Raw genomic sequence first — 22954 nt, forward strand, 5'->3', positions numbered from 1 at the left:
TTACTCTTCTTCGTCCGCGACTTCAGCGCCTGCGCCAGCGGTTACCGCTTCCGCCATGGCATTCACGCCGAGCGATTCACGGATACGGTTTTCGATCTCACGAGCGATGTCCGGATTTTCGCGCAGGAATTCGCGCGCGTTGTCCTTACCCTGACCGATCCGTTCGCCGTTATAGCTGTACCAGGCGCCGGCCTTGTCGACGATCTTCGCCTGCACGCCGAGGTCGATGACTTCGCCCTGACGGGAAATACCTTCCCCGTACAGAATGTCGAAAATCGCTTCACGGAACGGCGGCGCAACCTTGTTCTTCACCACCTTCACGCGCGTTTCGTTACCGATCACTTCGTCATTCTTCTTGATCGAACCGATCCGGCGAATGTCCAGACGCACCGACGCGTAAAACTTCAGCGCGTTACCACCCGTGGTGGTTTCCGGGTTGCCGAACATCACACCAATCTTCATACGGATCTGGTTGATGAAGATCACGAGGCAGTTCGTGCGCTTGATCGTACCGGTGAGCTTGCGCAGCGCTTGCGACATCAGACGCGCTTGCAGACCCGGCAGCGAGTCGCCCATTTCGCCTTCGATTTCAGCCTTCGGCACGAGTGCCGCGACCGAGTCGATCACGATCATGTCGATCGAGCCCGAGCGCACCAGTGCGTCGGCAATTTCGAGCGCCTGTTCGCCAGTGTCGGGCTGCGAAACCAGCAGGTCGTTGACGTTCACGCCGAGCTTGCGCGCATACTGGATGTCCAGCGCGTGTTCCGCGTCGATAAACGCTGCCGTGCCGCCGAGCTTCTGCATTTCGGCGACGACTTGCAACGTCAGCGTGGTTTTACCGGACGATTCCGGACCATAAATTTCGACCACACGGCCACGCGGCAAACCGCCGACGCCCAGCGCGATGTCGAGACCGAGCGATCCGGTTGAGACCACCTGGATGTCTTCGACCGCCTCACCTGCGCCGAGCCGCATGACCGACCCTTTGCCGAACTGCTTTTCGATCTGCGCGAGCGCGGCAGCGAGTGCCTTGCCCTTTTCAGCAGTCAGTCCAGCCGAGCCTTTCTTGCTTTCTTCCATGAATCGTCCTTTGCTATGATGAACGGCGTCTGAGGCAGATGTGCGGCCCCCGTTTTCAAGATTCTTGAAGGACAGCACACGAAACTCAGACACTGTATAAAAAAACAGTAGTTTTGGCAAGCGCGATTCTCATGCGAACGCGCATTTTTACCGTCGCGCTGCCCAACTACCCACAATAATTTTCGGAGACCGCTGTGCGCCGGGAGAACACCCCACGGTGCCGGCAAGGCCAGGTTGGCACACCATGCGAATTCTGATTGCCGAAGACGACAGCATACTCGCGGACGGTCTGGTTCGATCACTCCGCCAATCGGCCTATGCTGTCGATCACGTGAAGAGCGGCGTCGAGGCCGACACCGCGCTTTCGATGCAAACTTTCGACCTGCTGATCCTCGATCTGGGCCTGCCGCGCATGTCGGGGCTCGAGGTGCTGCGCCGCCTGCGCGCCCGCAACTCGACTGTGCCGGTGCTGATTCTCACGGCTGCGGACAGCGTCGACGAACGCGTCAAAGGCCTTGATCTCGGCGCCGACGATTACATGGCCAAACCCTTCGCGCTGAACGAACTCGAGGCGCGCGTGCGCGCCTTGACCCGGCGCGGCGCGGGCGGCGGCCCGACGGTGGTGCGGCACGGTTCGCTTTCGTTCGATCAGGTCGGCCGGATTGCCTATGTCAACGAGCAGGTGATCGACCTGTCGGCGCGCGAACTCGGTCTACTCGAAGTATTGCTGCAAAGGATCGGCCGGCTGGTGTCGAAAGAACAGCTCGTCGACCATCTGTGCGAATGGGGCGAGGAAGTCAGCAACAATGCGATCGAAGTCTATGTGCACCGGCTACGCAAGAAGATCGAGCCGAGCGGTGTGCGCATCATCACCGTGCGAGGCCTCGGGTATTGCCTCGAAAAAGCCGCCCTGCCCTCGAACGTGAACCCGAGCGCCGACACGGTCGCGCCGCACGCCTCCGCCGAATCCGAGCCGCCCTCTTCGCCCCCGTCGGCCGCGATGCCGGCGAGCCATCACTATAAATAGAGGACACCCATGTCCGCACGCGCAGACCGCGCCACGGCGCACGCGGCGGACCTCGACGAGGCGCGCGACGAGCGCTACGCCAATCCGTTCGCCCCGCCCGACGAAACCGAAGCCGCCGCCGATGCGCGCCCGCGCTCGCTATTCGGAGAAATTCTGGACTGGATGCTGGCGCCGCTGCTGCTGCTCTGGCCGATGAGCCTCGCGGTCACCTACCTGGTCGCCAAGTCGATCGCCAACGGCCCGTTCGACCGCGCGCTCGAAACCGACGCCTACGTGCTCGCCCGCCAGATCCATCCGATCAACGGCGTGGCGGAGCTGTCGCTGCCCGATTCCACCCGCGACTTTCTGCGCACCGACAACGTCGACAGCGTGTTCTATCAGGTGCTCGGCACCCGCGGCGAGCTGGTGGGCGGCGAGCGCGACATGCCGCTACCGCACGAGGAAGACAGGCCGCCGCCTGGCCTCGTCGAATTCCGTGACGACGTGCTGCGCGGCAACGATATCCGTGTCGCCTACACGACCGTCGAGTTTCCGCAGACGCCCGGCGCGCAGCCGGTGCTGGTGCAGGTCGCCGAGACGCTCGACAAACGCAGCCAGCTTGCCAACGACATCATCAAAGGCGTGATCCTGCCGCAGTTCGTGATCCTGCCGCTGGCGATCCTGCTGGTGTGGTTCGGCCTGTCGCGCGGACTCGCCCCGCTGCATGCCCTGCAGGCGCATATTCGCGCGCGCCGTCCGGACGACCTGTCGCCGCTCGAAGCCCGCCGGGCGCCGCCGGAAATCGAGCCGCTGGTGACGTCGTTCAACGATCTGCTGACGCGCCTCGAACAGAACATGGAGTTACAGAAGCGCTTTATCGCCGACGCCGCGCATCAGATGAAGACGCCGCTTGCCGGTCTGCGCACCCAGGCTGAGCTTGCGTTGCGCCAGGACGCCTCCGCGGAAGTCCACCGCTCGCTCGAACAGATCGCCACCAGTTCGGAGCAAGCGGCGCGCCTCGTCACCCAGTTGCTGGCGCTGGCGCGTGCGGAAAACCGCATGTCAGGCCAGATTTTCACGCCCGTCGAGGTAACCGAAGTGGCGCGCAGCGCCGTGCGCGACTGGGTGCAAGCCGCGCTCGCCAAGCAGATGGACCTCGGCTACGAAGCGCCCGAAGAGCCGGTCGAAGTCGATGGCAATCCGGTCATGCTGCGCGAAATGTTGTCGAATCTGATCGACAACGCGATCCGCTACACGCCGGCGGGCGGGCGGATTACCGTGCGGGTGCGGCACGACGTGACGGCGCGGCTCGTGCATCTGGAAGTAGAGGACACCGGACTCGGCATTCCGGTGGCCGAGCGCTCCCGGGTGGTCGAGCGCTTTTACCGGATTCTCGGCCGCGAAGGCGACGGCAGCGGCCTCGGGCTCGCGATCGTCCGCGAGATCACGACGATGCACGGCGGGGAGTTGACGATCGACGATAACGTCTATCAAACCTCCCCGCGGCTTGCCGGAACGCTTGTGCGTGTCAGCTTGCACGTCCTCGAACGGGCACGGGACTTACCCTAGGGGCACAATGATCCACGCATTGATTGTCGCCATATTGAGATGCGATAATCGCACGTTAGGAGAATTTATCCGCCTGTTTGCGTATTTTGATGAAAAACCCTGCAACACGCCTGAGATAGCCACTTCACCCCTCCACGTCAGTACGCCGTAAGTTTCCACTCCAATAATCGGTTTCACGGGAACGCCTTTGCCGGCGAACCGCGTGCACATATCAATATTGGAGACGACATATGGCTACTGTTGGCGGGCAAATCTCGCACGTGCCGATGACGCACGATGAGAAGCGGGTGATCTTCGCATCGTCGCTAGGTACGGTTTTCGAGTGGTACGACTTCTATCTGGCCGGCTCACTTGCGATCTTCATCAGCAAGAGCTTCTTCTCAGGCGTCAATCCGACTGCCGCTTTCATCTTCACGCTCCTCAGCTTCGCCGCAGGCTTCGCGGTGCGGCCGTTCGGCGCGATCGTGTTCGGACGCCTCGGCGATATGGTCGGGCGCAAATACACCTTCCTCATCACGATCGTGATCATGGGCTTGTCGACCTTCCTGGTCGGCTTTCTGCCCGGCTATGCATCGATCGGCATTGCATCGCCGGTGATCTTTATCGCGATGCGCTTGCTGCAGGGTCTTGCACTCGGCGGCGAATACGGCGGTGCCGCAACCTACGTCGCGGAACATGCGCCGGCAGGACGCCGCGGTTTCTACACCGCGTGGATCCAGACGACCGCCACGCTCGGCCTGTTTCTGTCGCTGCTGGTGATTCTCGGCGCGCGCACGGCCATGGGCGAAGACGCGTTCGGCGTCTGGGGCTGGCGCATTCCGTTCCTCGCGTCGATCATCCTGCTCGGCGTGTCGGTGTGGATTCGCCTGCAGCTGAATGAATCGCCGGTGTTTGCGCGCATCAAGGCTGAAGGCAAAACCTCGAAGGCGCCGCTGACCGAAGCATTTGGCCAGTGGAAGAACCTGAAGATCGTGATCCTCGCGCTGATCGGCCTGACCGCCGGCCAGGCCGTGGTCTGGTACACGGGTCAGTTCTACACGCTGTTCTTCCTGACGCAGACGCTGAAGGTCGATGGCGCGACGGCCAACATCCTGATCGCGATTGCGCTCCTGATCGGCACGCCGTTCTTCCTGTTCTTCGGCTCGCTATCGGACCGCATCGGCCGCAAGCCGATCATCATGGCCGGCCTGCTGATTGCTGCCTGCACGTACTTCCCGCTGTTCAAGGCGCTGACTCACTACACGAACCCGGCGCTGGAAGCGGCTACAGCAAAGGCACCGATTGTCGTGATCGCGAACCCGGACGAGTGCTCGTTCCAGTTCAATCCGGTCGGCACGGCGAAGTTCACGAGCTCCTGCGACATCGCCAAGAGCGCGCTCTCGAAAGCCGGCTTGAACTACGAGAACGTCGCGGCGCCGGCGGGCACGCTGGCGGAGATCAAGGTCGGCGATACGGTGATCAACACGTATGACGGCAAGGCCGCCGACGCCAAGGACCAGGGCAAAGCGTTCGACAAGACCCTGGCTACCACGCTGAAGACCGCCGGCTATCCGCCGAAGGCCGATCCGTCGCAGATCAACTGGCCGATGAGCGTGGTGATCCTGACGATCATGATGATCTACGTGACGATGGTCTACGGGCCGATTGCGGCAATGCTGGTGGAGATGTTCCCGACGCGGATCCGCTATACCTCGATGTCGCTGCCGTATCACATCGGCAATGGCTGGTTCGGCGGCTTCCTGCCGGCGACCGCCTTCGCCATCGTGGCGGCCAAAGGCAACATCTACTCGGGGCTGTGGTATCCGATTGTGGTCGCGCTCATCACGCTGGTCATCGGCATGCTGTTCGTCAAGGAAACCAAGAACTCGGATATTTACGCGCAGGATTGAAACACGCGATGGAGAGGGCAATTTAAAAAAGTTGCTTGCCGGGGGTTGACAGCCCCCGGCCCTATCCTCATAATCTCGCTTCTTTCGGCGAATTAGCTCAGTTGGTTAGAGCGACGGAATCATAATCCGCAGGTCCGGGGTTCGAGTCCCTGATTCGCCACCAGTTGCAAGAAAAAGCCGCTGACTCACAAGGTCAGCGGCTTTTTTGTTTTTGGCTTTCCAAACTGCAACTTCAAGGAGGTTTCTTGATGACGTTCCGCACCACCGCGCTTGCTGTTGCCACCGCATCCATTGCGCTTCTCGCCGCCGCATCGCCGCTCGCCGCCAACGCCCAAACACCATCCGACAGTCAGTGGCGCGCCAGTTCGCTCACGCTCTCGACCTTGCTGCAAGACGGCTACAAAATCGTCGCCGTGGTAAACGGCGCGCACGGCAATGCCGGCCCCGCCGATACGATTTTCGTTCAGCGCGATCAGAGCGCGTTCAAATGCATCGACCCGCAGCAGCCGGACGCGAAATCAAAAACGCCGGCCGCGCCACCTGCCTGCTTCGAACTGGTTCAGCCCTCCGGTGCGTCCGCGGCCTCCGAGGCCAAGTAGTCGCGCGCTTGAGGCAACCGGCGCCGCGCTCACTCGCTGGCGCAGCCGGCCTCATGCATAGCAACCGTCAACAGACTCAGCCACGATCCGGCAATACGATCGCCCTGGCAAGCAGCCATAAAAAAGGAGTCAGCCGAAGCTGACTCCATCAAGTGCCACTCCCCGCGCATTCTGCGCGACACTGCTGTAGTTGCCCTTATCGTCAGCGAGCGCGGCCCACGAATCCGATAGCTCCTTGCCTGCTTCGACGGTATAGCGGCGTGGCACCCGGTCGAGATGCAACTGGTCGTACAAAAGGCGGTGATGAGGCGCGAGGCGGCCCGCGCTTCGAGGTGATACAGATACGCCTGGAGGATGGGCGCGTCGGCGTCCAAAGGCAGTTGTCGCAGATCGGGGGGCGACGGTGCCTCGCCGAGCGGCATCAGCGTGCAGCCCATGTTGCGGCTAATCGCTTCGGAGATCGCCTCACGGCTGCCGATTTCGATCAGCATGGCCGGCGCAACGCCAATCCGCTTGAGCGCGGTCTCGGTGGCCTCACGGGTACGCGAGCCGGGCTCGCGCAGCAGCAGCGTATGGATGCGACGCCACCCTCGTGGCGTCAGCGATCCACGAGGCGGCTGAGATTACCGCGCACCCGTTGCAGCAGCGCGATGAGCTGCTTCGCTTCTTCGTCGGTAAAGCCGTTCAGCGCTTCGAGCGCGATTTCATCGCCCACTTTGCGGGCCTTGCTGAGTGTGCGCTCGGCCTTCGGCGTCATGCGCACCTGGCGCTCGCGGCGGTCCTGCGGATTGGCCGTGCGCTCGATCCAGCCGCCCTCTTCCATGCGGTCCAGCAGGCGTCCCGCCGAGATCGGCGCGACCTCGAGCAGGTCCGCGAGCCGCGCCTGATTGATGTCGCCGTAATGGGCGAGGTTAGCCAGCACGCGGCACTGCGCACGCGTCAGATCGACCGATGACTTCGCGAGATCGTCGAAACGCTTGCCTGTCAGGCGGCCGACGTCGGAAATCAGAAAGCCGAAGCGTTCTTCGAGTTGGGTGGTCATGCGCGGATTATACGAAAGGCTTCCTTTTGTCATCGTCGAAATGGCCGCAATTCAGGCTCCGCATAATTCCTGGTGGGCGCACTCGCTTGCAGCCGATATACTAAGCATGCTTACTATGTCGAAGATCTCACTCCCCCATGTCCTCCGACTCCCCGCCGACGAGCACCGCCGCCCCGCTCAACCGGCCGATGATCACGGTCGCGATCATGCTCGCGACGCTGATCCAGACGCTCGACAGCACGATCGCCAACGTCGCGCTGCCGCACATGCAGGGCACGCTGTCCGCGTCGCAGGATGAGATCACGTGGGTGCTGACCTCGTATATCGTCGCGGCCGCGATCGCCACGCCGCTGACCGGCTGGCTGTCCGACCGGCTGAGCGTCAAGCGGCTGCTGATCTTCGCGATCGGCGGGTTTACCGTGGCTTCGGCGCTGTGCGGATTATCGGAAACGCTGGCGCAGATCGTCGCGTCACGGTTGCTTCAGGGGATTTTCGGGGCCTCGCTGGTGCCGCTGTCGCAGTCGATCCTGCTCGACATCAATCCGCGCGAAAAGCAGGGCCAGGCGATGGCGGTGTGGGGCATGGGCGTGATGGTCGGGCCGATTCTCGGGCCGACGCTGGGCGGCTGGCTCACCGATAGCTACAACTGGCGCTGGGTGTTTTTCATCAACGTGCCGATCGGTGCGTTCGCGTTGTTCGGCGTCGCGACCTTCCTGCCCGCGCGTGAACCGAAGCACGACGCGAAGTTCGACGCGTTCGGCTTTGCCACACTAGGGCTTGCCATCGGCGCACTGCAGGCGATGCTCGACCGTGGCGAGCAACTCGACTGGTTCGGCTCGCATGAGATCGTCATCGAGGCGTTGATCGCGGCGATCAGCTTCGCGTTCTTCCTCGTGCATACGGCGACGGTCGGCAAAAAATCGTTCTTCAAATACGAGTTGCTGAAGGACCCGAATTTCGCCACCGGCACGTTCTTCATCTTCGTGATCGGCGCGGTGATGTATGCGACGCGCGCGTTGCTGCCGCCGATGCTGCAGAACCTGATGAACTATCCGGTCGCGACCACCGGACTCGTCACGGCGCCGAGCGGCGCAGGGACGATGGTCGCGATGCTGTTCGCCGGGCGGCTATTGAAGCGAGTCGATGCGCGGCTTCTACTGCTTGCCGGCTTCCTGATCTCTGCGTTCGCACTGTGGCAGATGATGCAGTACACGATCGTTCTGTCGGCGTCGGACATCGTCTGGCCCGGCGTGATCCAGGGTTTCGGGCTGGGCCTCGTGTTCGTGCCGCTGAGTGCGCTCACCTTCTCCACGCTCACGCCCGAACTGCGCGCGGACGGTACTGCGACGTACAGCCTGATGCGCAACATCGGCAGCAGTATCGGCATTTCGATCGTGCAGACGCTGATGACACGCAACACCCAGGTGTCGCACGCGGACCTCGCCGCGAATATCACGCCGTTCAATCCGGCGATCCAGCCGATGCTGAACAGCGGCTCGAACTACGACATGGCGGCGCTGAACGCGTCGATCACGCAGCAGGCGTCGATGATCGCCTATCTGAACGACTTCAAACTGATGTTCGTGGCCACGCTGCTGGTCATTCCACTGCTGCTCTTGATCCGCCCAGCGCGCCAGGCGCCGGATGCGTCGGTGGCACATGCGGCGATGGATTGAGCACGGCGGCAAAGTAATCAGCTTTAGTCTGTACGGACGATGTGCACACCAGCGGCAACTTCAGAATGAAGCCGTCTCCGCGCCTTGAGCCACATCTCCATGATCGCCACCCCGAATCCGCTCAGCCCTGTCAGCCCGCCCAGTCCTTTCAGCCCCCTGCGCGTCGGGCCGCTCGCGCTGCGCAACCGCCTGATCAAATCGGCGACCAACGAAGGCATGACGCCGGGCGGCATGCCTTCGCAAATGCTCGTGAAGCTGCACGAAAGCATAGCGGCGGGTGGCGCGGCGATGACGACGGTGGCCTACTGCGCGGTCAGCGCCGATGGCCGCACCTTCGTCGATCAGGCCCAGCTCGGCGCCGCCACGCTCGCACCGTTTCGCGCCTTGACCGATGCGGTCCACAAGCAAGGCGCCGCCGCCTGTGCACAGATCACGCACGGCGGCTGCTTCACTTTTCTGCCCGAGCTATCGACTCGACGCCCGCTCAGCGCATCGGGCGGCTTGAACAAAGTCGGCCTGATGAGCGGCCGCTTTTTCAAGCAGGCAATGACCGAGCCGGAGATGGATGCGACCGTGCGCCAATTCGCACAAGCCGCGCGCGCCGCATGCGAAGCCGGCTTCGATGCCGTTGAAATCCACATGGGCCACGGCTACCTGCTCAGCCAGTTCCTGTCGCCGCTCTACAATCATCGTCGTGACGTGTACGGCGGTTCGCCCGAAAAACGCGCCCGCTTTCCAGCCCGGGTGCTGCGCGCCGTGCTCGACGAAGTGGGCCGGGATATGGCGGTACTCTGCAAGATCGGCGTGACCGAAGGCGTCAAAGGCGGTGGCACTGCTGAAGATGCAGCCAGGATTGCTCGCGTTCTCGAAGCGGAAGGCGCGCACATGCTTGTGCTGAGCGGCGGGATGAACGTCGAATCGGTGTGGCAGTTGTTCGGCAGTCCGATGCCGGCCGAGGCGCGCGCCAACGTGTCGAATCCAATCGTGCGATGCGCGATGTCCTTGCAGAAACTCACCGAACCGAAATTCGACGGCTTCAAGGAAATGTACTTCCTCGAGCATTCCCGCAAGGTGCGCGAAGCGGTTCGCATGCCACTCGCTTATCTCGGCGGGGTGCGTTCGCTCGCGAACATCGAACTGGCCATGCAGGAAGGATTCGAGGCGGTAGCCATGGCGCGCGCGCTGGTCTTCGATCCTGGCTTCGTCGAGAGACTGCGCTCGGCGCCGGCGAAACCGTCGGCCTGCACGTCGTGCAACCGCTGTGTGGTGATGATGTACACGCCGGGTGGTACGTCGTGTGTGCTGCATCAGCCGAACGATGCCGCGCTGAATCTGCTTCCCGCGGGCTGACTCACTAACGGAGCCGGCGCGGCGAATCTCACGCTTCGATACGCCCGCGCGTCACCCCCAGCAACCCCGCCATCGCCTCTCGCGCCGCCGCCGCGTCACGATCCCGGATCGCCTCGAACACTGCGGTGTGTTCGGCCAGCGATGCGTTGAACACGTCCGCGCGTTTCGCATTCAGGCGCAACTGCGCTTCCAACGTGCGCTCGATCAGCGTGCCGAGCGGAATCAGCAATTCGTTGCTGCATGCCGTCAGCACGCTCAGATGAAACTGCAGATCGGCGCGCACCCATTCATCGACGTTGCGCGCCCCGACCATCGACGCATGCGCTGCCGCCAGCGCATTGAAGGCGTCGTGCGTGTGCGAGGCCGCCGCCAGACCCGCCGCGTACGGCTCGATCATCTCGCGCATTTCCTGCAACTTGAGCGCAAATGCCATCGGCTCGGCGACACGCGAGTACCAGTCGAGCACGTCGACATCGAGCAGATTCCACGCGTGTTTCGGCCGCACTCGCGTGCCCACGCGCGGACGCGATTCGATCAGCCCTTTCGACGTCAGCGTACGCAGCGCCTCGCGCAACACCGTGCGGCTCACGCCGAAGGTGTCCATCAACTCCGCCTCGCGCGGCAGGATCGAGTCGGGCGCGTAGTCGCCGCGCAAAATCGCGGTCGCCAGCAGATGGGCGACACGCCCATGCAGATCGTGCTGAATAGCTTTCTCCCAGCAGCCTCTCGGCGCTATTGATATCGGACCTGAGCCCGGATGGACCGCGATTATCCGGCATCTCAACCTGCCCACCCACTGCTTCGACGCCGTCTCCCACCCGGTGCCCGGCTGGTACTTCGCCACTATTTGGCCAATAGTACTATTAATAGTACTTAATCGCGCTTTTGTTGTAGCATGTGAATCCTCGAAATTGCCTGCACACGCAGACACCCAGGCCGCAAGGAGACGCACGCCATGAAAATCACCAAACTCGAAACCTTCATCGTCCCGCCGCGCTGGTGCTTCCTGAAGATCGAGACCGACGAAGGCATCGTCGGCTGGGGCGAGCCGGTGGTGGAAGGCCGTGCGCATACGGTGGCGGCCGCCGTCGAGGAACTGTCCGACTATCTGATCGGCAAAGACCCGCTGCTGATCGAAGACCACTGGCAGGTGATGTATCGCTCAGGCTTCTACCGCGGCGGCCCGATCACGATGAGCGCGATCGCCGGCGTCGACCAGGCGCTGTGGGACATCAAGGGCAAGCATCATGGCGTGCCGATTCACGCGCTGCTCGGCGGCCAGGTACGCGACAAGATCAAGGTGTATTCGTGGATCGGCGGCGACCGTCCGAGCGACGTTGCGAATAACGCGCGCGCCGTAGTCGAGCGCGGCTTCAAGGCCGTGAAGATGAACGGCTCCGAAGAACTGCAGATCATCGACACCTTCGACAAGGTGCAAGGCGTCATCAACAACGTCGCCGCCGTGCGCGAAGCGGTTGGACCGAACATCGGCATCGGCGTGGACTTCCACGGCCGCGTGCATAAGCCGATGGCGAAGGTGCTGGCGAAAGAACTCGACCCGTACAAACTGCTCTTCATCGAAGAGCCGGTACTGTCGGAAAACGCGGAAGCCTTGCGTGACATCGTCAACCAGACCAATACACCGATCGCTTTGGGCGAGCGTCTGTATTCGCGCTGGGACTTCAAACACATCCTGTCGGGCGGCTACGTCGACATCATCCAGCCAGACGCGTCACACGCGGGCGGGATCACCGAGTGCCGGAAGATCGCGTCGATGGCCGAGGCGTACGACGTCGCGCTCGCGCTGCACTGCCCGCTCGGTCCGATCGCTTTGGCCACCTGCCTGCAGATCGACGCAGTGAGCTACAACGCGTTCATCCAGGAACAAAGCCTGGGCATTCACTACAACCAGGGCAACGACCTGCTCGACTACATCAGGAACCCCGAAGTCTTCAAATACGAAGACGGCTTCGTGTCGATTCCGCAGGGCCCGGGCCTCGGTATCGAAGTGAACGAGGATAAGGTGCGCGAAATGGCGAAGGTCGGCCACCGCTGGCGCAATCCGGTGTGGCGCCACGAAGATGGCAGCGTCGCGGAATGGTAAGCGTGACTGCATGACGGAGCGCCGCCTGCGGGCGGCGTTTTGTTTTGAACAGCCCGTAACCGCCGCCACAAAAAACCAATCTGACGGTCGACGTCCTGAGTGCAGGCGCCGTCGATAACGAAGAAGGCGTAGTTCGGCCTCGCCGGCGCACACGTTACGGCAGACGTAGCATGCGCCGTCTCAGTTACGTAACACCGCGGACCGAAGCGGTCGAAACACACGCGTCGAGGCAACTCCCCGGCTTGGCCGCATCGCCCGAAAAGCCTTATCCACAAAGGTTTTCCGGCCGTTTGTTCGGCACCGGACATACACATGGCCCGCTCCTTGCTCAAATGCATTCAAACGACAATGCATCGGGGAACATCATGGGCGAATTCCTTCCAGACTATCTGATCCGCGAACAGGCCGCCGTCGGCGCGCTGGTGGTGTTCGGCGTGCTTCGCATCATCGGCGCGATGCTCGCCTATGAACGCGGCTGGCGCATCTCCGTGGTCGAAAAATGCTTTATCGCGGCCGCAGTGCTGTACTGCCTGCCGCAGCTCTTCGATCTGCTGACGCACATGGTCGGCTCACATGCCGCAGGCGCGGAACTGGAAGGCAAGGCAGCGGGCTGCGCGATCGCGCTCTTCTGTGCGCCAATTCTCGGACACCGGCTCGGCCTCGAATAATCGGTTTCATCGAACGGACGCTCACCATGCGACTGGGAAAGAGACCTGCCAATGCAAAGCCCGCCTACCACCCCGGCGACGTCCTGACACTCAAGTCCGGCGGACGTCCGATGACGGCCACCTGGACCGGACCGGTGCTGTTCGCGCCGGGCAACTGGTTGATCTGCCAGTGGTTCGGCAACGACGGCGAACTGCAGCAAGAGATGTTTCCCGAAGAGACGCTGGAACGGGCGCACAACGCGCTCGCTGCCTAGAGGGCAGTAACGGATCAGCCGGCCACCGCCGGGCGACCGTGTGTATTGCGCCGCACGCTCTTGCTGTGCGGCGCTTTTTTTAGTCTCAGCCCAACGCGGCAAATGCCGGCACGCTGTGCGACAACACGGCCGCTGCGACGAACACGCCGATCATCACCAGTGCTTCCAGATACAGTACGTTGACAAACGTATGCGCGTCCATCGTCGAGGCCGTGCGGCGCAAGCGCGGCAGCGCCGAGAGCCGGTTGAGTCCACCGAGCACCAGCGCGAGCGCGATCAGCGAAAGCTTCAGTGTCAGCACATGACCCCACGTGCTTGACTCGATCGCTTCGAACGAGCCGCCCGAACCGCGCACGGCATTGAAGATGCCGGTGAGCAGCACCAGTCCGACGGCCACCACCGATACGTTCGACACCTGCGTCGCCGTGCGGATCAGCATCCCGCGTGCGGTCGACGTGCTGAGCGCGGGCAATACCGAGAGCCCCGCCGCCATCGCCAGCCCGCCCCAGACGCCCGTGACCAGCACATGCAGCGTCTGCATCGCGATCGCAGCCGAGGCCGGACCGGCATCGGCCGCGTGCCCAAGCGACGCCTTGCCCGCCGCAATCGCGATCACCGCGAGCCACAGCAGCGCATTGCGCAGCGTGCCCGTATGGCTGGCCATGGCCGTGCCCAGCAACACCAGCGCGCCGGCGAACGCCACGCTCCAAGCGTAGCCGACATGGGTTTGCGTCAATACGGTAGGCACCACGCCGATGGCCGACGGCAACGCAACGCCACTCATCGACGCCGCCTGATACAACAGCCAGCCGAGATCCGCGAACACCAGCACGACAGTCGCCGCCAGCATTGACCGTTGCGCGCGCAACCAGGCGGGCCGCGCAGGGTTGATCTTGGTCTGCGCGTCTTTGGCGAGCCACGCGCCGAGCAACGCCGAACCGACGGCAAACGCAAACGCGACATTCATGAGCGCGGCCATGGCGACCTGCCCGATCCACAATCCGTCCATGCTCATTTGACGATGAACGCGAAGTTGCCTTGAGTAAGGTGGCCGTCCGTGGCAACCGCCGTCCAGTGCACCCCGTAGCGGCCCGCCGTCAACTGCGGCAGCGCCAGATGCAGCACTTTTGCATCAGCTGTGTCGACTTGCGACTCAGCCGCTGCGGCCGGCTTGCCGCTCGCGTCGCTCAGTTCGACCCTGCTGAAGGCCGGTTCGAGCGGTTCAGTGAAATGAATCGTCACTTCAGTGGGGGCGGTCACTTCGGCGTTCGCCGCCGGCTCGCTCGACACCAGATGCGCATGCGCAAAAGCCGTGGACGTCATCACCAGCGCCGCGGCGCCGAGCGTCAACGCACGCAGCGCCGGACGGGGAAAATTGAATAGCTTCATGTAAGGCCGATAGCTTGTGGAAAGTAAACCGATGGACGTTGAACCGGGGGCGTGGGCGTCGGACAGACGCCGGCGCGCCCGGAAGTGTACGCTTCGATAGTCGGCGCGCGCGTCGGTTCAACCTGCTTTGTTATGCGAGCCGCTGGAAAACCAGACTTGTATCTTTGGCCCCACAGACAAAATCGGGATGGCCGACCCGCCTGCCAGGCGGCGGATGCGCGTCAAACTGTCGCATAGCTGTGACAGCCGGAACCTTCTCTAATGTGGCAAATAGTCACCATCACCCTTCGATGATAGAATGCTGCGTCGCCGCAGCGCCGGCTGCCCTTCACACCGAGCCGCTCGAAGTTCGGTCAGGTCCCCGATTTTGATGGAGTTACGCGTGTCTTCAAGACGCATTTTCCGCCCGTTGCTTGCCCTTCTGCTGATCGGCTCCGCGGGTGTCTATAGCGCTGCGAAAGCGCAGACTCAACCGAAGGCCCCCGATACGATGGAAGCGCGCGTGCAAGGTTGCACGGCCTGCCACGGCTCGCATGGCCAAGGTACCGACAACGACTACTTCCCGCGTCTGGCGGGCAAGCCGGCCGACTATCTGTACAACCAGCTGCAGAACTTCCGCGAAGGGCGCCGCAAGTACCCGCCGATGAACTACCTCGTCACGTATCTTTCTGACGACTACCTCCATCAGATCGCCACGTACTTCTCGCAACAACGTCCGCCGTACCCCACGCCGGCCAAGCCGACCGTGTCGGCGACCATCGTTGCGCGCGGCCAGCAGATCGTCCTGAACGGCGACGCATCCAAACAGATTCCGGCCTGCGCGGCTTGCCACGGCAAGGCGCTGACCGGCATGGAACCCGCTATCCCGGGTCTGGTCGGCCTGCACGCTGACTACATCAGCGCGCAATTGGGCGCATGGCGTTCGGGCTCGCGTCATGCCATCGCACCTGATTGCATGCACACCATTGCCACCCGTCTGACTGACGAAGACGTGAACGCCGTCGCTGCCTGGCTTTCCACGCAAAAGGCCCCACAAAACCCCGTGCCGGCTCCGGCCCGCTCGATGAAGACTCCGCTTGCCTGCGGCAGCGAACCGCAATAAGGCACCGGGAGAGACACTCAAATGAAACGCAAGTCTTTGTTCGCCCTCTCGGCAGTCGTCGTCGTTGCGGCTGCCGCACTCGTTCCCGTCCTGTGGTCGGGCGGCGACAACCTGCATAACGGCACGGCAATGGCGGCAACGCCCGCCGACCAGGCCGCGCTGATCAAGAAGGGCGAGTATCTCGCCCGCGCCGGCGACTGTATCGCCTGCCACACGGTGCGCGGCGGCAAGCAGTTCGCCGGCGGCCTGCCGATGGCTACGCCGTTCGGCACGATGTTCACGCCGAACATCACGCCTGACGACCAGTACGGTATCGGCAAGTGGACCCAGGACGACTTCTACCGCGCGATGCACACGGGCCGTTCGAAAGACGGCAGCCTGCTGTACCCGGGCTTCCCGTTCACGAGCTACACGAAGGTCACGCGCGCCGACTCGGACGCGATCTACGCGTACCTGCGCTCGGTCACGCCGGTCAATGTACCGAGCCGTCCGCACGAACTGAAATTCCCGTTCAACCAGCGCAACATGCTGATTGGGTGGCGCACGCTGTTCTTCCGCGAAGGCGAGTACAAGGCTGATCCGACCAAGTCGGTCGAATGGAACCGGGGCGCATACCTGATCGAAGGCCTCGGCCACTGCGGCATGTGCCACACGTCGATCAACGCCATGGGTGGCCCGGTCAGCTCGGCGGCTTTCGCCGGCGGCTTGATCCCGCTGCAGAACTGGTACGCACCGTCGTTGACGTCGAACAAGGAAGCCGGTCTCGGCGACTGGGAAACCAAAGACATCGCCGATCTGCTGAAGACCGGTGTGTCGAACCGCGGCGCGGTGTTCGGTCCGATGGCTGAAGTGGTTCACAACAGCCTGCAGTACATGTCGGACGAAGACATCAACGCGATGGCCACGTACCTGAAGACGATTCCGCAGAAGAGTGAAGCACCGGAACCGCTGCAGCTCGAAACCTCGGAAAAGTTCGGCGGCGAACTGTTGAAGCAAGGTCAGAAAATCTACGCTGACAACTGCGCGAAGTGCCACGCGGAAAACGGCCTCGGCATGCCGCCGTCGTTCCCGCCGCTCGCGAACAACCAGTCGATCCAGATGCCGTCGGCGGTCAACCCGATCCGTATGGTGCTGAATGGCGGTTACCCGCCGAGCACGGAAGCCAACCCGCATCCGTACGGCATGCCGCCGTTCGCGCAGGCGTTGTCGAACACGGAAGTGGCGGCCGTTGTGACGTACATTCGTATGTCGTGGGGCAACCACGGTACGGCTGTGTCACCGCAGCAAGTGTCTGATCTGCGTTCGGCGCCGCTCGACTAAGCAGCGTTAGATGCACCTGGGGCGCGGCCTGCGAAATAACGCGGCCGCGCCCTTCGTTTTTTCAGGACCGGTATCATGCGGGTGGTATAAACCCTTATGAAACCGCGCAGGAGGTAAGAGCCGTGCATGTCGGTGAGCGTTTCAACAGCATTACCCATCTCGTCGGCGCCGTGCTGTCGGTGGCGGGGCTTGCTACGCTCGTGACAATGGGCGCGCTCGACGGCGACGCGTACAAGGTGGTCAGCTTCAGTGTCTACGGTGCGATGCTGTTCGTGCTGTATGCTATCTCGACGCTTTACCACAGCGTGCGCAACCCGCGCGTGAAAGCTGTTCTGCAGAAATGCGATCATTCGGCAATCTACCTGCTGATTGCCGGCAGTTACACCCCGTTCACACTTGTTACGTTGCGCGGACCGTGGGGCTGGTCGCTATTCGGCGTAAGCTGGGGGCTTGCCGCTCTCGGCATCGTGCAGGAATTGACGCTCGGGCGACGCACCCGCAGCGTTTCGATGGTGCTGTATGTATTGATGGGATGGCTCGCGCTCGTTGCCGTCCGCCCGCTGGTTCAAGCTTTACCAGCAGCGGGTACCGCCTGGCTCGTGGCCGGCGGGATCATCTACAGCGCCGGTATCTACTTCTTCATCAACGACGAGCGCATCCGGCACGGACATGGTATCTGGCACCTGTTCGTACTGGCGGGCAGTCTGTGTCAATTCGTCAGTGTTGCGCGCTACGTCGCGTGACATCCCACGGCGGCGAAATGCAACTTAAGGCCAGTCAACGTGTCTGCATAGCGCGTTGAAGCATTCGGCATGCGTGTCCCGCGTGCCGCCGATTTCTCTGCGACCGGAACTGGGCTTTGGCCTCGAACGCGCCATGCGGGCGTGTTCATGCCGTGCTTGTACCAGCTTGGGCCCATTTGGTGCCGTCTGGTGCCGTTCGCGAAACTGCATTGCAAAGAGCATTTATGTCTTTTGATTCCCTCGGCTTGTCCGAACCGCTGGTTCGCGCTGTACACGAACTCGGCTACACCACCCCGACTCCGATCCAGACGCAAGCGATCCCCGCCGTGCTCAACGGCGGCGACCTGCTGGCTGGCGCGCAGACTGGCACCGGCAAGACCGCCGGCTTCACGCTGCCGATCCTGCAGCGTCTGAACACCATGCCCGCCGTCACCACGGCGTCGGGCAAGCGCGCCGTGCGCGCGCTGATCCTCACGCCGACGCGTGAGCTCGCCGCACAGGTCGAAGAAAGCGTGCGCGCCTACGGCAAGTACCTGAAGCTGAAATCGACCGTGATGTTCGGCGGCGTCGGCATCAATCCGCAAATCGGCGCGCTGCGCAGCGGCGTGGACATCGTCGTCGCGACGCCGGGCCGTTTGCTCGACCACATGCAGCAGAAGACCATCGACCTGTCGCATCTCGAGATTCTCGTGCTCGACGAGGCCGACCGTATGCTGGACATGGGCTTCATCCACGACATCAAGCGCGTGCTCGCGAAGTTGCCGCCGAAGCGTCAGAACCTGCTGTTCTCGGCCACCTTCTCCGACGAGATCAAGACGCTCGCCGACAATCTGCTCGACTCGCCGGCGCTGATCGAAGTCGCCCGCCGCAACACGACGGCTGAGACGGTCGCGCAGAAGATTCACCCGGTCGACCGCGACAAGAAGCGCGAGCTGCTTACGCACCTCATCAAGCAACACAACTGGTTCCAGGTGCTGGTGTTCACGCGCACCAAGCACGGCGCGAACCGCCTCGCGGAACAGCTGACCAAAGACAGCATCAGCGCGCTGGCGATTCACGGCAACAAGAGCCAGTCGGCCCGTACCCGTGCGCTCGCCGAGTTCAAGGACGGCACGCTGCAAGTGTTGGTCGCAACCGACATCGCGGCACGCGGCATCGATATCGATCAGTTGCCGCACGTGGTCAACTACGATCTGCCGAATGTGCCGGAAGATTACGTGCACCGCATTGGCCGCACGGGCCGTGCAGGCGCGACGGGCGAAGCGATCTCGCTGGTGTGCGTCGACGAACTGCAACTGCTGAAGGATATCGAGAAGCTGATCAAGCGTGCGGTGCCGCAGGAAGTGATCGCCGGTTTCGAACCCGATCCGACTGCCAAGCCGGAGCCGATTCTGCGCCGTGGTCAGGGTGGCGGCGGTGGCGGTGGCCGTTCGCCGCGTCAGGGCCAAGGTGCACCGAAACGTGATGGCGCTCAGCGCGATGGCGGCCGCCGCGATGGCGCACCGTCGTCCGCAAAGCCCGCGCAACGTTCGGGTCAGCGTCCGGCGAATGGCCAGCAGCAGCCGCAAGGTGCGAAGCCGGCCGGCAACGGCGGTCAGCCGCGCCGCGACGGCCAGCGTCATGACGGCCAGCCGCGTGCAGCGGCGCACGAAGGCAGCGCCGCGCAACATGCGCCGCGCAAGCCGCAGGGCGCAAAGCCGCAAGGTGGCAATCCGGGTGCTTTGCTGGGTGGCGCCAAGCCACGCAATGACGCACCGCGTGGCGGCCAGCCGACGCGTAGCGGTCAGCGCGGCCGTTAAGTTTCCAGCACTGCCTGCTCGCTAGCTGTGGTCCCAGACTACCGGCTAGCCGCAGCGGCAGCCTGCTTCAGGTGCTCGATCTGCCGTTCCCATCGATCGAGCACCGCCTTCCCGTCCCCTTCCAAATCAAACGTAATGCCGCTTGTCAGGCGCGCATAACGCACGTTCTGCGCCTCCCCTGTGTCGATCGAGCCTATCAGGTACACGAGGCCGCTATCATCCCCTGTCACGCCCGCTAGCGGCGTCAGACGCAACTGCACCTGAAAGAACGCCTCGTCGCAAACGAACGTCAGCGCGGCCAGGCCGCTTTGCGCGATCACTCGCGCCGCCCGGGCCTGCGGCCACAATGCGATGCACAGCGAGCGCGAATCAGGCGCGTACAACTCGCCCACGCCTAGCAGCGACGTGCGCACGTGGCCATTCGCATCGACGGTGAGCAGCGACGCGGTGAACCCCGTCTTGCTCGCCAGCGACGAACCGTCGAACAGCGTTCGGACGGCATCTGGCCACTCGTCGAACACGTCCTGTTCGAGTGGACGTTCGGGTGCTGGGGAGTCGCTCATCGTATCGATCCAGTCGGAAACAGGTTGTCAGCGAGGTGGGCAAGCTTGCGAGAATCAATCATGCCTCGAAAAACAAATGGCCCGCACGAGCGGGCCATTTATCTTCATCGTCATGCGCCGCGGACTCCGCAGAAGAACATTAGCGGAAGAACACGTGCTGCGTGATCTTGGCGAGCGGGTAATGCACGCCAGGCTGAATTTTGGCCGGCAGATCGAGTGGCTTGAGCAGCATCTTCACGCACATGTCCGCCGACAGATTGCGCCGCACCAGCGCATTGATGCGGGCCGCGCGTTCGCGGTTATAGGCCGAATCGTGCACGCGCTCCGGATAACGAATCGCGAAGACATGTCGCAACGCGATCTCCGAGTCTTCGTTCTTGATCTCCATCACGCGGCGCATCAATGCGCCGAGAACCGCAAGACGGCCATTGCCTTCGATCTTGTTGTACTTCTTAAAAAACTTGAAAAAATGCTTGTAGTGACGGACTTCGTCAGTGCGGATGTTGTCGGTGATCTGTTTGAGGACCGGCTCGTCCGAACATTCGCCGATCGCGCGATACAACGTTGCCGTGCCCGTTTCCACCACGCAGCGGGCGACCATCTCGAGCGCGCGGGTCTTTTCGAAGTCTTCAAACGAACAGGTCAGCGAATACTCTTCCATGAAATTGCGGAATGCAGTATCCCAATCGAACTCAGGCCACACGTAGGCCACATACGTCTTGAGCGCGCGGCCGTGCTGCATTTCTTCCGGCTCCCATTCCTGGTTGAGCCAGGCCGAGACTTCCGGGTCGCCGTGGAAAAAAGTGCTCAGATTGCTGGTGTAAAGATCGGTGCCGCTTTCGATAAACGAAGCGGCGCACAACAGAAGCAGCAGGTCCTCGTTAGCGACGGCCTTCTGCCGATCTATGCGGGTGAGGTCGATATCCTCGATCCGCCAGGGCATCACATGGTTCAGCTCAGTGTGCATTGTGTCCTTGCTCCGAAAGCTGTATCGACTCGTGGAGCGCGCTCGGAACCGCCCACTATCGCAAGGGCGGTCCGCCGTGTCAGATACAGCGCCTTGAATTAGAGTTAACCCCTTGTATCTTGCATCTTAGCCGGTGTTTAGCAACTCTGCAGATAACCCAGCACAGACCATGCCGGACCGTCGCAGTTCCAATTTCAAGGTAGTCGAATCCTTCGGTCCGTTACAAGCGGCGCACGCAAGGCGCAAAAAAAGCCAGCTCGAAGACCTGGCTTTGGCTTGAACAGCGTGCGCACGTCAAGCGCGGCAAGGCTCGTTGTGAAGCACAACGGCAGCCGGCAACAGCCTCATGCGGGCTGCACGCTTTCGTGATGCCGGACGCGCCGCATACGCCACGCAACCACGACGAGCGACAACCCCGAGAGCACTGCGGCAATCAGGACATAGTAACTTGGCGCGAGCTTGTCGCCGGTCAAATGAATAAAGGTCTCCACAATCGTCGGCGCAAAGCCACCGAAAATCGTTACGCCGATGCTGTAACCGATTGAAAGACCCGTCGAGCGCACTTGCGTCGGGAAGATCTCGGACATCAGCGCGGGCATCGGCCCGGAGTAAGCTGCCTTGAAAATTCCGGCGGTACCTTGCAGCACCAGAAGCCAGCCGATTGTCGGATGCGACTGCAGCAAAGCGAACATCGGGTAAATCAGCGTGCCCATCAAAATCGACGTGGTCAGCATGATGCGAATCCGGCCGATGCGATCGGACAATGCGCCCATCACCGGCGACAGCAGGAACTGCAAGCCGCCGTTGAGCACCACCACGCCGAACGACGCAGCAGCCGGCATGTGCAACTGCTTGACCGCGTACATCGGCATGTAGAGTTGCAACACGTACACGCCAACCGTGGATTGCGCGACGATGCCCACGGCCAACAGCAGATTCACCCATTGGTTGCTGAACGACGCGCCCTTCTCCTCAAACGTATCCGGACGCTTACCCGCAGACTCACGCGCTTCACGCAACGCGAGGAACTCCGGCGTCTCGTCGAGATGCGAACGGATGTAATAGCCCACCGGCCCGACCAGCAGACCGAAGATGAACGGCAGGCGCCACCCCCAGCTATTGAGTTGCTCGGGCGGCATCCACGCGGTCAGGAGCGAACCAAAGGCCGCCGCGGTGATCGCGGCCAGGCCCTGGCTCGCGAACTGCCAACTCGCGTAGTAGCCCCGACGCGACGCGCTGTGCTCAACCATGAAGGCCGTCGCGCTGCCGAACTCGCCGCCCACCGCGAAACCTTGCACGAGCCGCGCAAGCAGGATCAACACGGGCGCAGCGATACCGATCGACGCGTAGGGCGGCATCACCGCCATCGTGACGGTACCGACCATCATCAGCGCGATGGCAAGCGTGAGTGCCGCCTTACGGCCCTTGCGGTCGCCGTAGACACCCAGTACGACGGCGCCCAACGGCCGCATCAGGAACGAGATGCCGAAGGTGGCGATGGCGAGCAGCGTCGAGAGCCACTCGTCCTGCATCGGGAAGAACTGTTTCGCGATGATGGTCGCGAAGTACCCGTAGACCAGAAAGTCGAACCATTCGAGCGCATTGCCGACCGACGACGAAAACACGATACGCCGCACCATCGCTTTGGACAGCGGTGCGGACGTGGAATGGAGGGAAGCTGTCGCGGAATGCGACGCGGTGGTGTTCATGGTGTCTCCTGCCCTGCCTGAAGCCAGTTGCGCTGAACGCGCATGAGGCGCGCTATGCCGGGCTGCCGCGCGCAGTCCGTTCGGGTTGCGCGCGATGCCTTGCTTTAATTGCGATTGCTTGGTGC

The 22954-nt window shown here is 62.5% G+C and carries 21 protein-coding genes, 1 tRNA gene and 2 pseudogenes; 14 read left to right on the forward strand and 10 right to left on the reverse strand.

All coding sequences use genetic code 11. The annotated features are described in order from the left end of the window. On the reverse strand, positions 1-1080 hold the full coding sequence (gene recA / locus KHO31_RS15215; protein ID WP_211623662.1) for a recombinase RecA: 1080 nt from the start codon (positions 1078-1080) through the stop codon (positions 1-3). 244 nt (positions 1081-1324) lie between these two features. Here recA and KHO31_RS15220 point away from each other — a divergent pair, with 244 nt between their 5' ends. The 5 genes from KHO31_RS15220 to KHO31_RS15240 all read left to right on the forward strand — a co-directional run bounded on the left by KHO31_RS15220 (position 1325) and on the right by KHO31_RS15240 (position 6143). Continuing rightward, a complete protein-coding gene (locus tag KHO31_RS15220; protein ID WP_201076499.1) occupies positions 1325-2107 on the forward strand; it encodes a response regulator transcription factor in 783 nt (260 codons plus the stop codon). Between the two features lie 9 nt (positions 2108-2116). Beyond that, positions 2117-3655 (forward strand): sensor histidine kinase, encoded by a 1539-nt coding sequence (locus KHO31_RS15225; RefSeq protein ID WP_201076501.1) that lies wholly within the window; start codon positions 2117-2119, stop codon positions 3653-3655. Positions 3656-3885: 230 nt separating this feature from the next. Next, complete coding sequence (locus KHO31_RS15230; protein WP_201076503.1) at positions 3886-5544, forward strand: MFS transporter; 1659 nt, start codon at positions 3886-3888, stop codon at positions 5542-5544. An 86-nt stretch (positions 5545-5630) separates the two neighbouring features. Then, positions 5631-5707: transfer RNA gene (locus tag KHO31_RS15235), tRNA-Met, on the forward strand. An 85-nt stretch (positions 5708-5792) separates the two neighbouring features. Further along, positions 5793-6143 (forward strand): hypothetical protein, encoded by a 351-nt coding sequence (locus KHO31_RS15240; RefSeq protein WP_201076913.1) that lies wholly within the window; start codon positions 5793-5795, stop codon positions 6141-6143. 186 nt (positions 6144-6329) lie between these two features. On the opposite strand, the pseudogene KHO31_RS39295 reads toward KHO31_RS15240, so the two are convergent. From KHO31_RS39295 to KHO31_RS15250, 3 genes and pseudogenes are all read right to left on the reverse strand, one after another. Next, positions 6330-6437 (reverse strand): annotated as a pseudogene (locus KHO31_RS39295) (phospholipase domain-containing protein); the annotation flags it as partial. Between the two features lie 56 nt (positions 6438-6493). Next, positions 6494-6745, reverse strand: a pseudogene (locus tag KHO31_RS15245) (LysR substrate-binding domain-containing protein); the annotation flags it as partial. After that, a complete protein-coding gene (locus tag KHO31_RS15250) occupies positions 6742-7185 on the reverse strand; it encodes a MarR family winged helix-turn-helix transcriptional regulator (protein WP_201076505.1) in 444 nt (147 codons plus the stop codon). The pseudogene KHO31_RS15245 and the gene KHO31_RS15250, both read right to left, overlap by 4 nt. A gap of 137 nt (positions 7186-7322) precedes the next feature. Here KHO31_RS15250 and KHO31_RS15255 point away from each other — a divergent pair, with 137 nt between their 5' ends. Continuing rightward, positions 7323-8861, forward strand: a complete 1539-nt coding sequence (locus tag KHO31_RS15255) for a DHA2 family efflux MFS transporter permease subunit (RefSeq protein ID WP_201076507.1) — start codon at positions 7323-7325, stop codon at positions 8859-8861. A gap of 99 nt (positions 8862-8960) precedes the next feature. Continuing rightward, complete coding sequence (locus KHO31_RS15260; RefSeq protein ID WP_201084748.1) at positions 8961-10211, forward strand: NADH:flavin oxidoreductase; 1251 nt, start codon at positions 8961-8963, stop codon at positions 10209-10211. 28 nt (positions 10212-10239) lie between these two features. Here the strand turns inward: KHO31_RS15260 and KHO31_RS15265 are convergent, their stop codons facing one another. Continuing rightward, entirely contained in the window at positions 10240-10947 is a 708-nt protein-coding gene (locus KHO31_RS15265; protein WP_201076914.1) for a FadR/GntR family transcriptional regulator, read from the reverse strand. 219 nt (positions 10948-11166) lie between these two features. Here KHO31_RS15265 and dgoD point away from each other — a divergent pair, with 219 nt between their 5' ends. The 3 genes from dgoD to KHO31_RS15280 all read left to right on the forward strand — a co-directional run bounded on the left by dgoD (position 11167) and on the right by KHO31_RS15280 (position 13237). After that, a complete protein-coding gene (gene dgoD, locus KHO31_RS15270) occupies positions 11167-12315 on the forward strand; it encodes a galactonate dehydratase (protein ID WP_201084749.1) in 1149 nt (382 codons plus the stop codon). Between the two features lie 365 nt (positions 12316-12680). Then, the gene (locus KHO31_RS15275; protein WP_201076513.1) at positions 12681-12983 is read left to right on the forward strand and encodes a hypothetical protein; all 303 of its coding nucleotides are present in this window, start codon (positions 12681-12683) and stop codon (positions 12981-12983) included. A 26-nt stretch (positions 12984-13009) separates the two neighbouring features. Further along, positions 13010-13237, forward strand: a complete 228-nt coding sequence (locus tag KHO31_RS15280; protein ID WP_201076515.1) for a YodC family protein — start codon at positions 13010-13012, stop codon at positions 13235-13237. Positions 13238-13322: 85 nt separating this feature from the next. Here the strand turns inward: KHO31_RS15280 and KHO31_RS15285 are convergent, their stop codons facing one another. Continuing rightward, the gene (locus tag KHO31_RS15285) at positions 13323-14252 is read right to left on the reverse strand and encodes a CopD family protein (protein ID WP_211623664.1); all 930 of its coding nucleotides are present in this window, start codon (positions 14250-14252) and stop codon (positions 13323-13325) included. Beyond that, a complete protein-coding gene (copC, locus tag KHO31_RS15290; protein ID WP_211623666.1) occupies positions 14249-14626 on the reverse strand; it encodes a copper homeostasis periplasmic binding protein CopC in 378 nt (125 codons plus the stop codon). Before copC ends, KHO31_RS15285 begins: the two co-directional genes overlap by 4 nt. Before the next feature lie 370 nt (positions 14627-14996). Between copC and KHO31_RS15295 the strand changes: the two genes are divergently transcribed. From KHO31_RS15295 to KHO31_RS15310, 4 genes are all read left to right on the forward strand, one after another. Continuing rightward, positions 14997-15728: a c-type cytochrome gene (locus KHO31_RS15295; RefSeq protein WP_201076518.1), complete on the forward strand. Its 732-nt coding sequence runs from the start codon at positions 14997-14999 to the stop codon at positions 15726-15728. Positions 15729-15749: 21 nt separating this feature from the next. Further along, positions 15750-17048 (forward strand): c-type cytochrome, encoded by a 1299-nt coding sequence (locus KHO31_RS15300; protein ID WP_201076519.1) that lies wholly within the window; start codon positions 15750-15752, stop codon positions 17046-17048. A gap of 122 nt (positions 17049-17170) precedes the next feature. Further along, entirely contained in the window at positions 17171-17791 is a 621-nt protein-coding gene (gene trhA / locus KHO31_RS15305; protein ID WP_074282261.1) for a PAQR family membrane homeostasis protein TrhA, read from the forward strand. A gap of 224 nt (positions 17792-18015) precedes the next feature. Further along, on the forward strand, positions 18016-19590 hold the full coding sequence (locus KHO31_RS15310; RefSeq protein ID WP_211623667.1) for a DEAD/DEAH box helicase: 1575 nt from the start codon (positions 18016-18018) through the stop codon (positions 19588-19590). A gap of 38 nt (positions 19591-19628) precedes the next feature. Here the strand turns inward: KHO31_RS15310 and KHO31_RS15315 are convergent, their stop codons facing one another. The 3 genes from KHO31_RS15315 to KHO31_RS15325 form a co-directional block, all read right to left on the reverse strand. Continuing rightward, positions 19629-20153, reverse strand: a complete 525-nt coding sequence (locus KHO31_RS15315) for a hypothetical protein (protein ID WP_211623668.1) — start codon at positions 20151-20153, stop codon at positions 19629-19631. Positions 20154-20292: 139 nt separating this feature from the next. Next, the gene (locus KHO31_RS15320) at positions 20293-21120 is read right to left on the reverse strand and encodes a ferritin-like domain-containing protein (protein WP_211623669.1); all 828 of its coding nucleotides are present in this window, start codon (positions 21118-21120) and stop codon (positions 20293-20295) included. Positions 21121-21464: 344 nt separating this feature from the next. Continuing rightward, positions 21465-22829 carry an MFS transporter gene (locus KHO31_RS15325; RefSeq protein WP_201076524.1) on the reverse strand — a complete coding sequence of 455 codons (1365 nt, stop codon included), beginning with the start codon at positions 22827-22829 and terminating at the stop codon, positions 21465-21467. Between the last annotated feature and the right edge of the window lie 125 nt (positions 22830-22954).

Origin of the sequence: Paraburkholderia domus, from assembly GCF_905220705.1 — a bacterium.
Lineage (GTDB): Bacteria > Pseudomonadota > Gammaproteobacteria > Burkholderiales > Burkholderiaceae > Paraburkholderia > Paraburkholderia domus.

Coding starts and splice junctions, on each gene's coding strand:
- copC (WP_211623666.1), bottom strand. CDS start 14,626: ATGAAGCTATTCAATTTTCCCCGTCCGGCGCTGCGTGCGTTGACGCTC.
- KHO31_RS15320 (WP_211623669.1), bottom strand. CDS start 21,120: ATGCACACTGAGCTGAACCATGTGATGCCCTGGCGGATCGAGGATATC.
- KHO31_RS15240 (WP_201076913.1), top strand. CDS start 5,793: ATGACGTTCCGCACCACCGCGCTTGCTGTTGCCACCGCATCCATTGCG.
- KHO31_RS15220 (WP_201076499.1), top strand. CDS start 1,325: ATGCGAATTCTGATTGCCGAAGACGACAGCATACTCGCGGACGGTCTG.
- KHO31_RS15315 (WP_211623668.1), bottom strand. CDS start 20,153: ATGAGCGACTCCCCAGCACCCGAACGTCCACTCGAACAGGACGTGTTC.
- KHO31_RS15300 (WP_201076519.1), top strand. CDS start 15,750: ATGAAACGCAAGTCTTTGTTCGCCCTCTCGGCAGTCGTCGTCGTTGCG.
- KHO31_RS15295 (WP_201076518.1), top strand. CDS start 14,997: ATGGAGTTACGCGTGTCTTCAAGACGCATTTTCCGCCCGTTGCTTGCC.
- KHO31_RS15325 (WP_201076524.1), bottom strand. CDS start 22,829: ATGAACACCACCGCGTCGCATTCCGCGACAGCTTCCCTCCATTCCACG.
- KHO31_RS15225 (WP_201076501.1), top strand. CDS start 2,117: ATGTCCGCACGCGCAGACCGCGCCACGGCGCACGCGGCGGACCTCGAC.
- dgoD (WP_201084749.1), top strand. CDS start 11,167: ATGAAAATCACCAAACTCGAAACCTTCATCGTCCCGCCGCGCTGGTGC.
- KHO31_RS15310 (WP_211623667.1), top strand. CDS start 18,016: ATGTCTTTTGATTCCCTCGGCTTGTCCGAACCGCTGGTTCGCGCTGTA.
- KHO31_RS15255 (WP_201076507.1), top strand. CDS start 7,323: ATGTCCTCCGACTCCCCGCCGACGAGCACCGCCGCCCCGCTCAACCGG.
- KHO31_RS15285 (WP_211623664.1), bottom strand. CDS start 14,252: ATGAGCATGGACGGATTGTGGATCGGGCAGGTCGCCATGGCCGCGCTC.
- KHO31_RS15230 (WP_201076503.1), top strand. CDS start 3,886: ATGGCTACTGTTGGCGGGCAAATCTCGCACGTGCCGATGACGCACGAT.
- KHO31_RS15250 (WP_201076505.1), bottom strand. CDS start 7,185: ATGACCACCCAACTCGAAGAACGCTTCGGCTTTCTGATTTCCGACGTC.
- KHO31_RS15275 (WP_201076513.1), top strand. CDS start 12,681: ATGGGCGAATTCCTTCCAGACTATCTGATCCGCGAACAGGCCGCCGTC.
- KHO31_RS15280 (WP_201076515.1), top strand. CDS start 13,010: ATGCGACTGGGAAAGAGACCTGCCAATGCAAAGCCCGCCTACCACCCC.
- KHO31_RS15260 (WP_201084748.1), top strand. CDS start 8,961: ATGATCGCCACCCCGAATCCGCTCAGCCCTGTCAGCCCGCCCAGTCCT.
- recA (WP_211623662.1), bottom strand. CDS start 1,080: ATGGAAGAAAGCAAGAAAGGCTCGGCTGGACTGACTGCTGAAAAGGGC.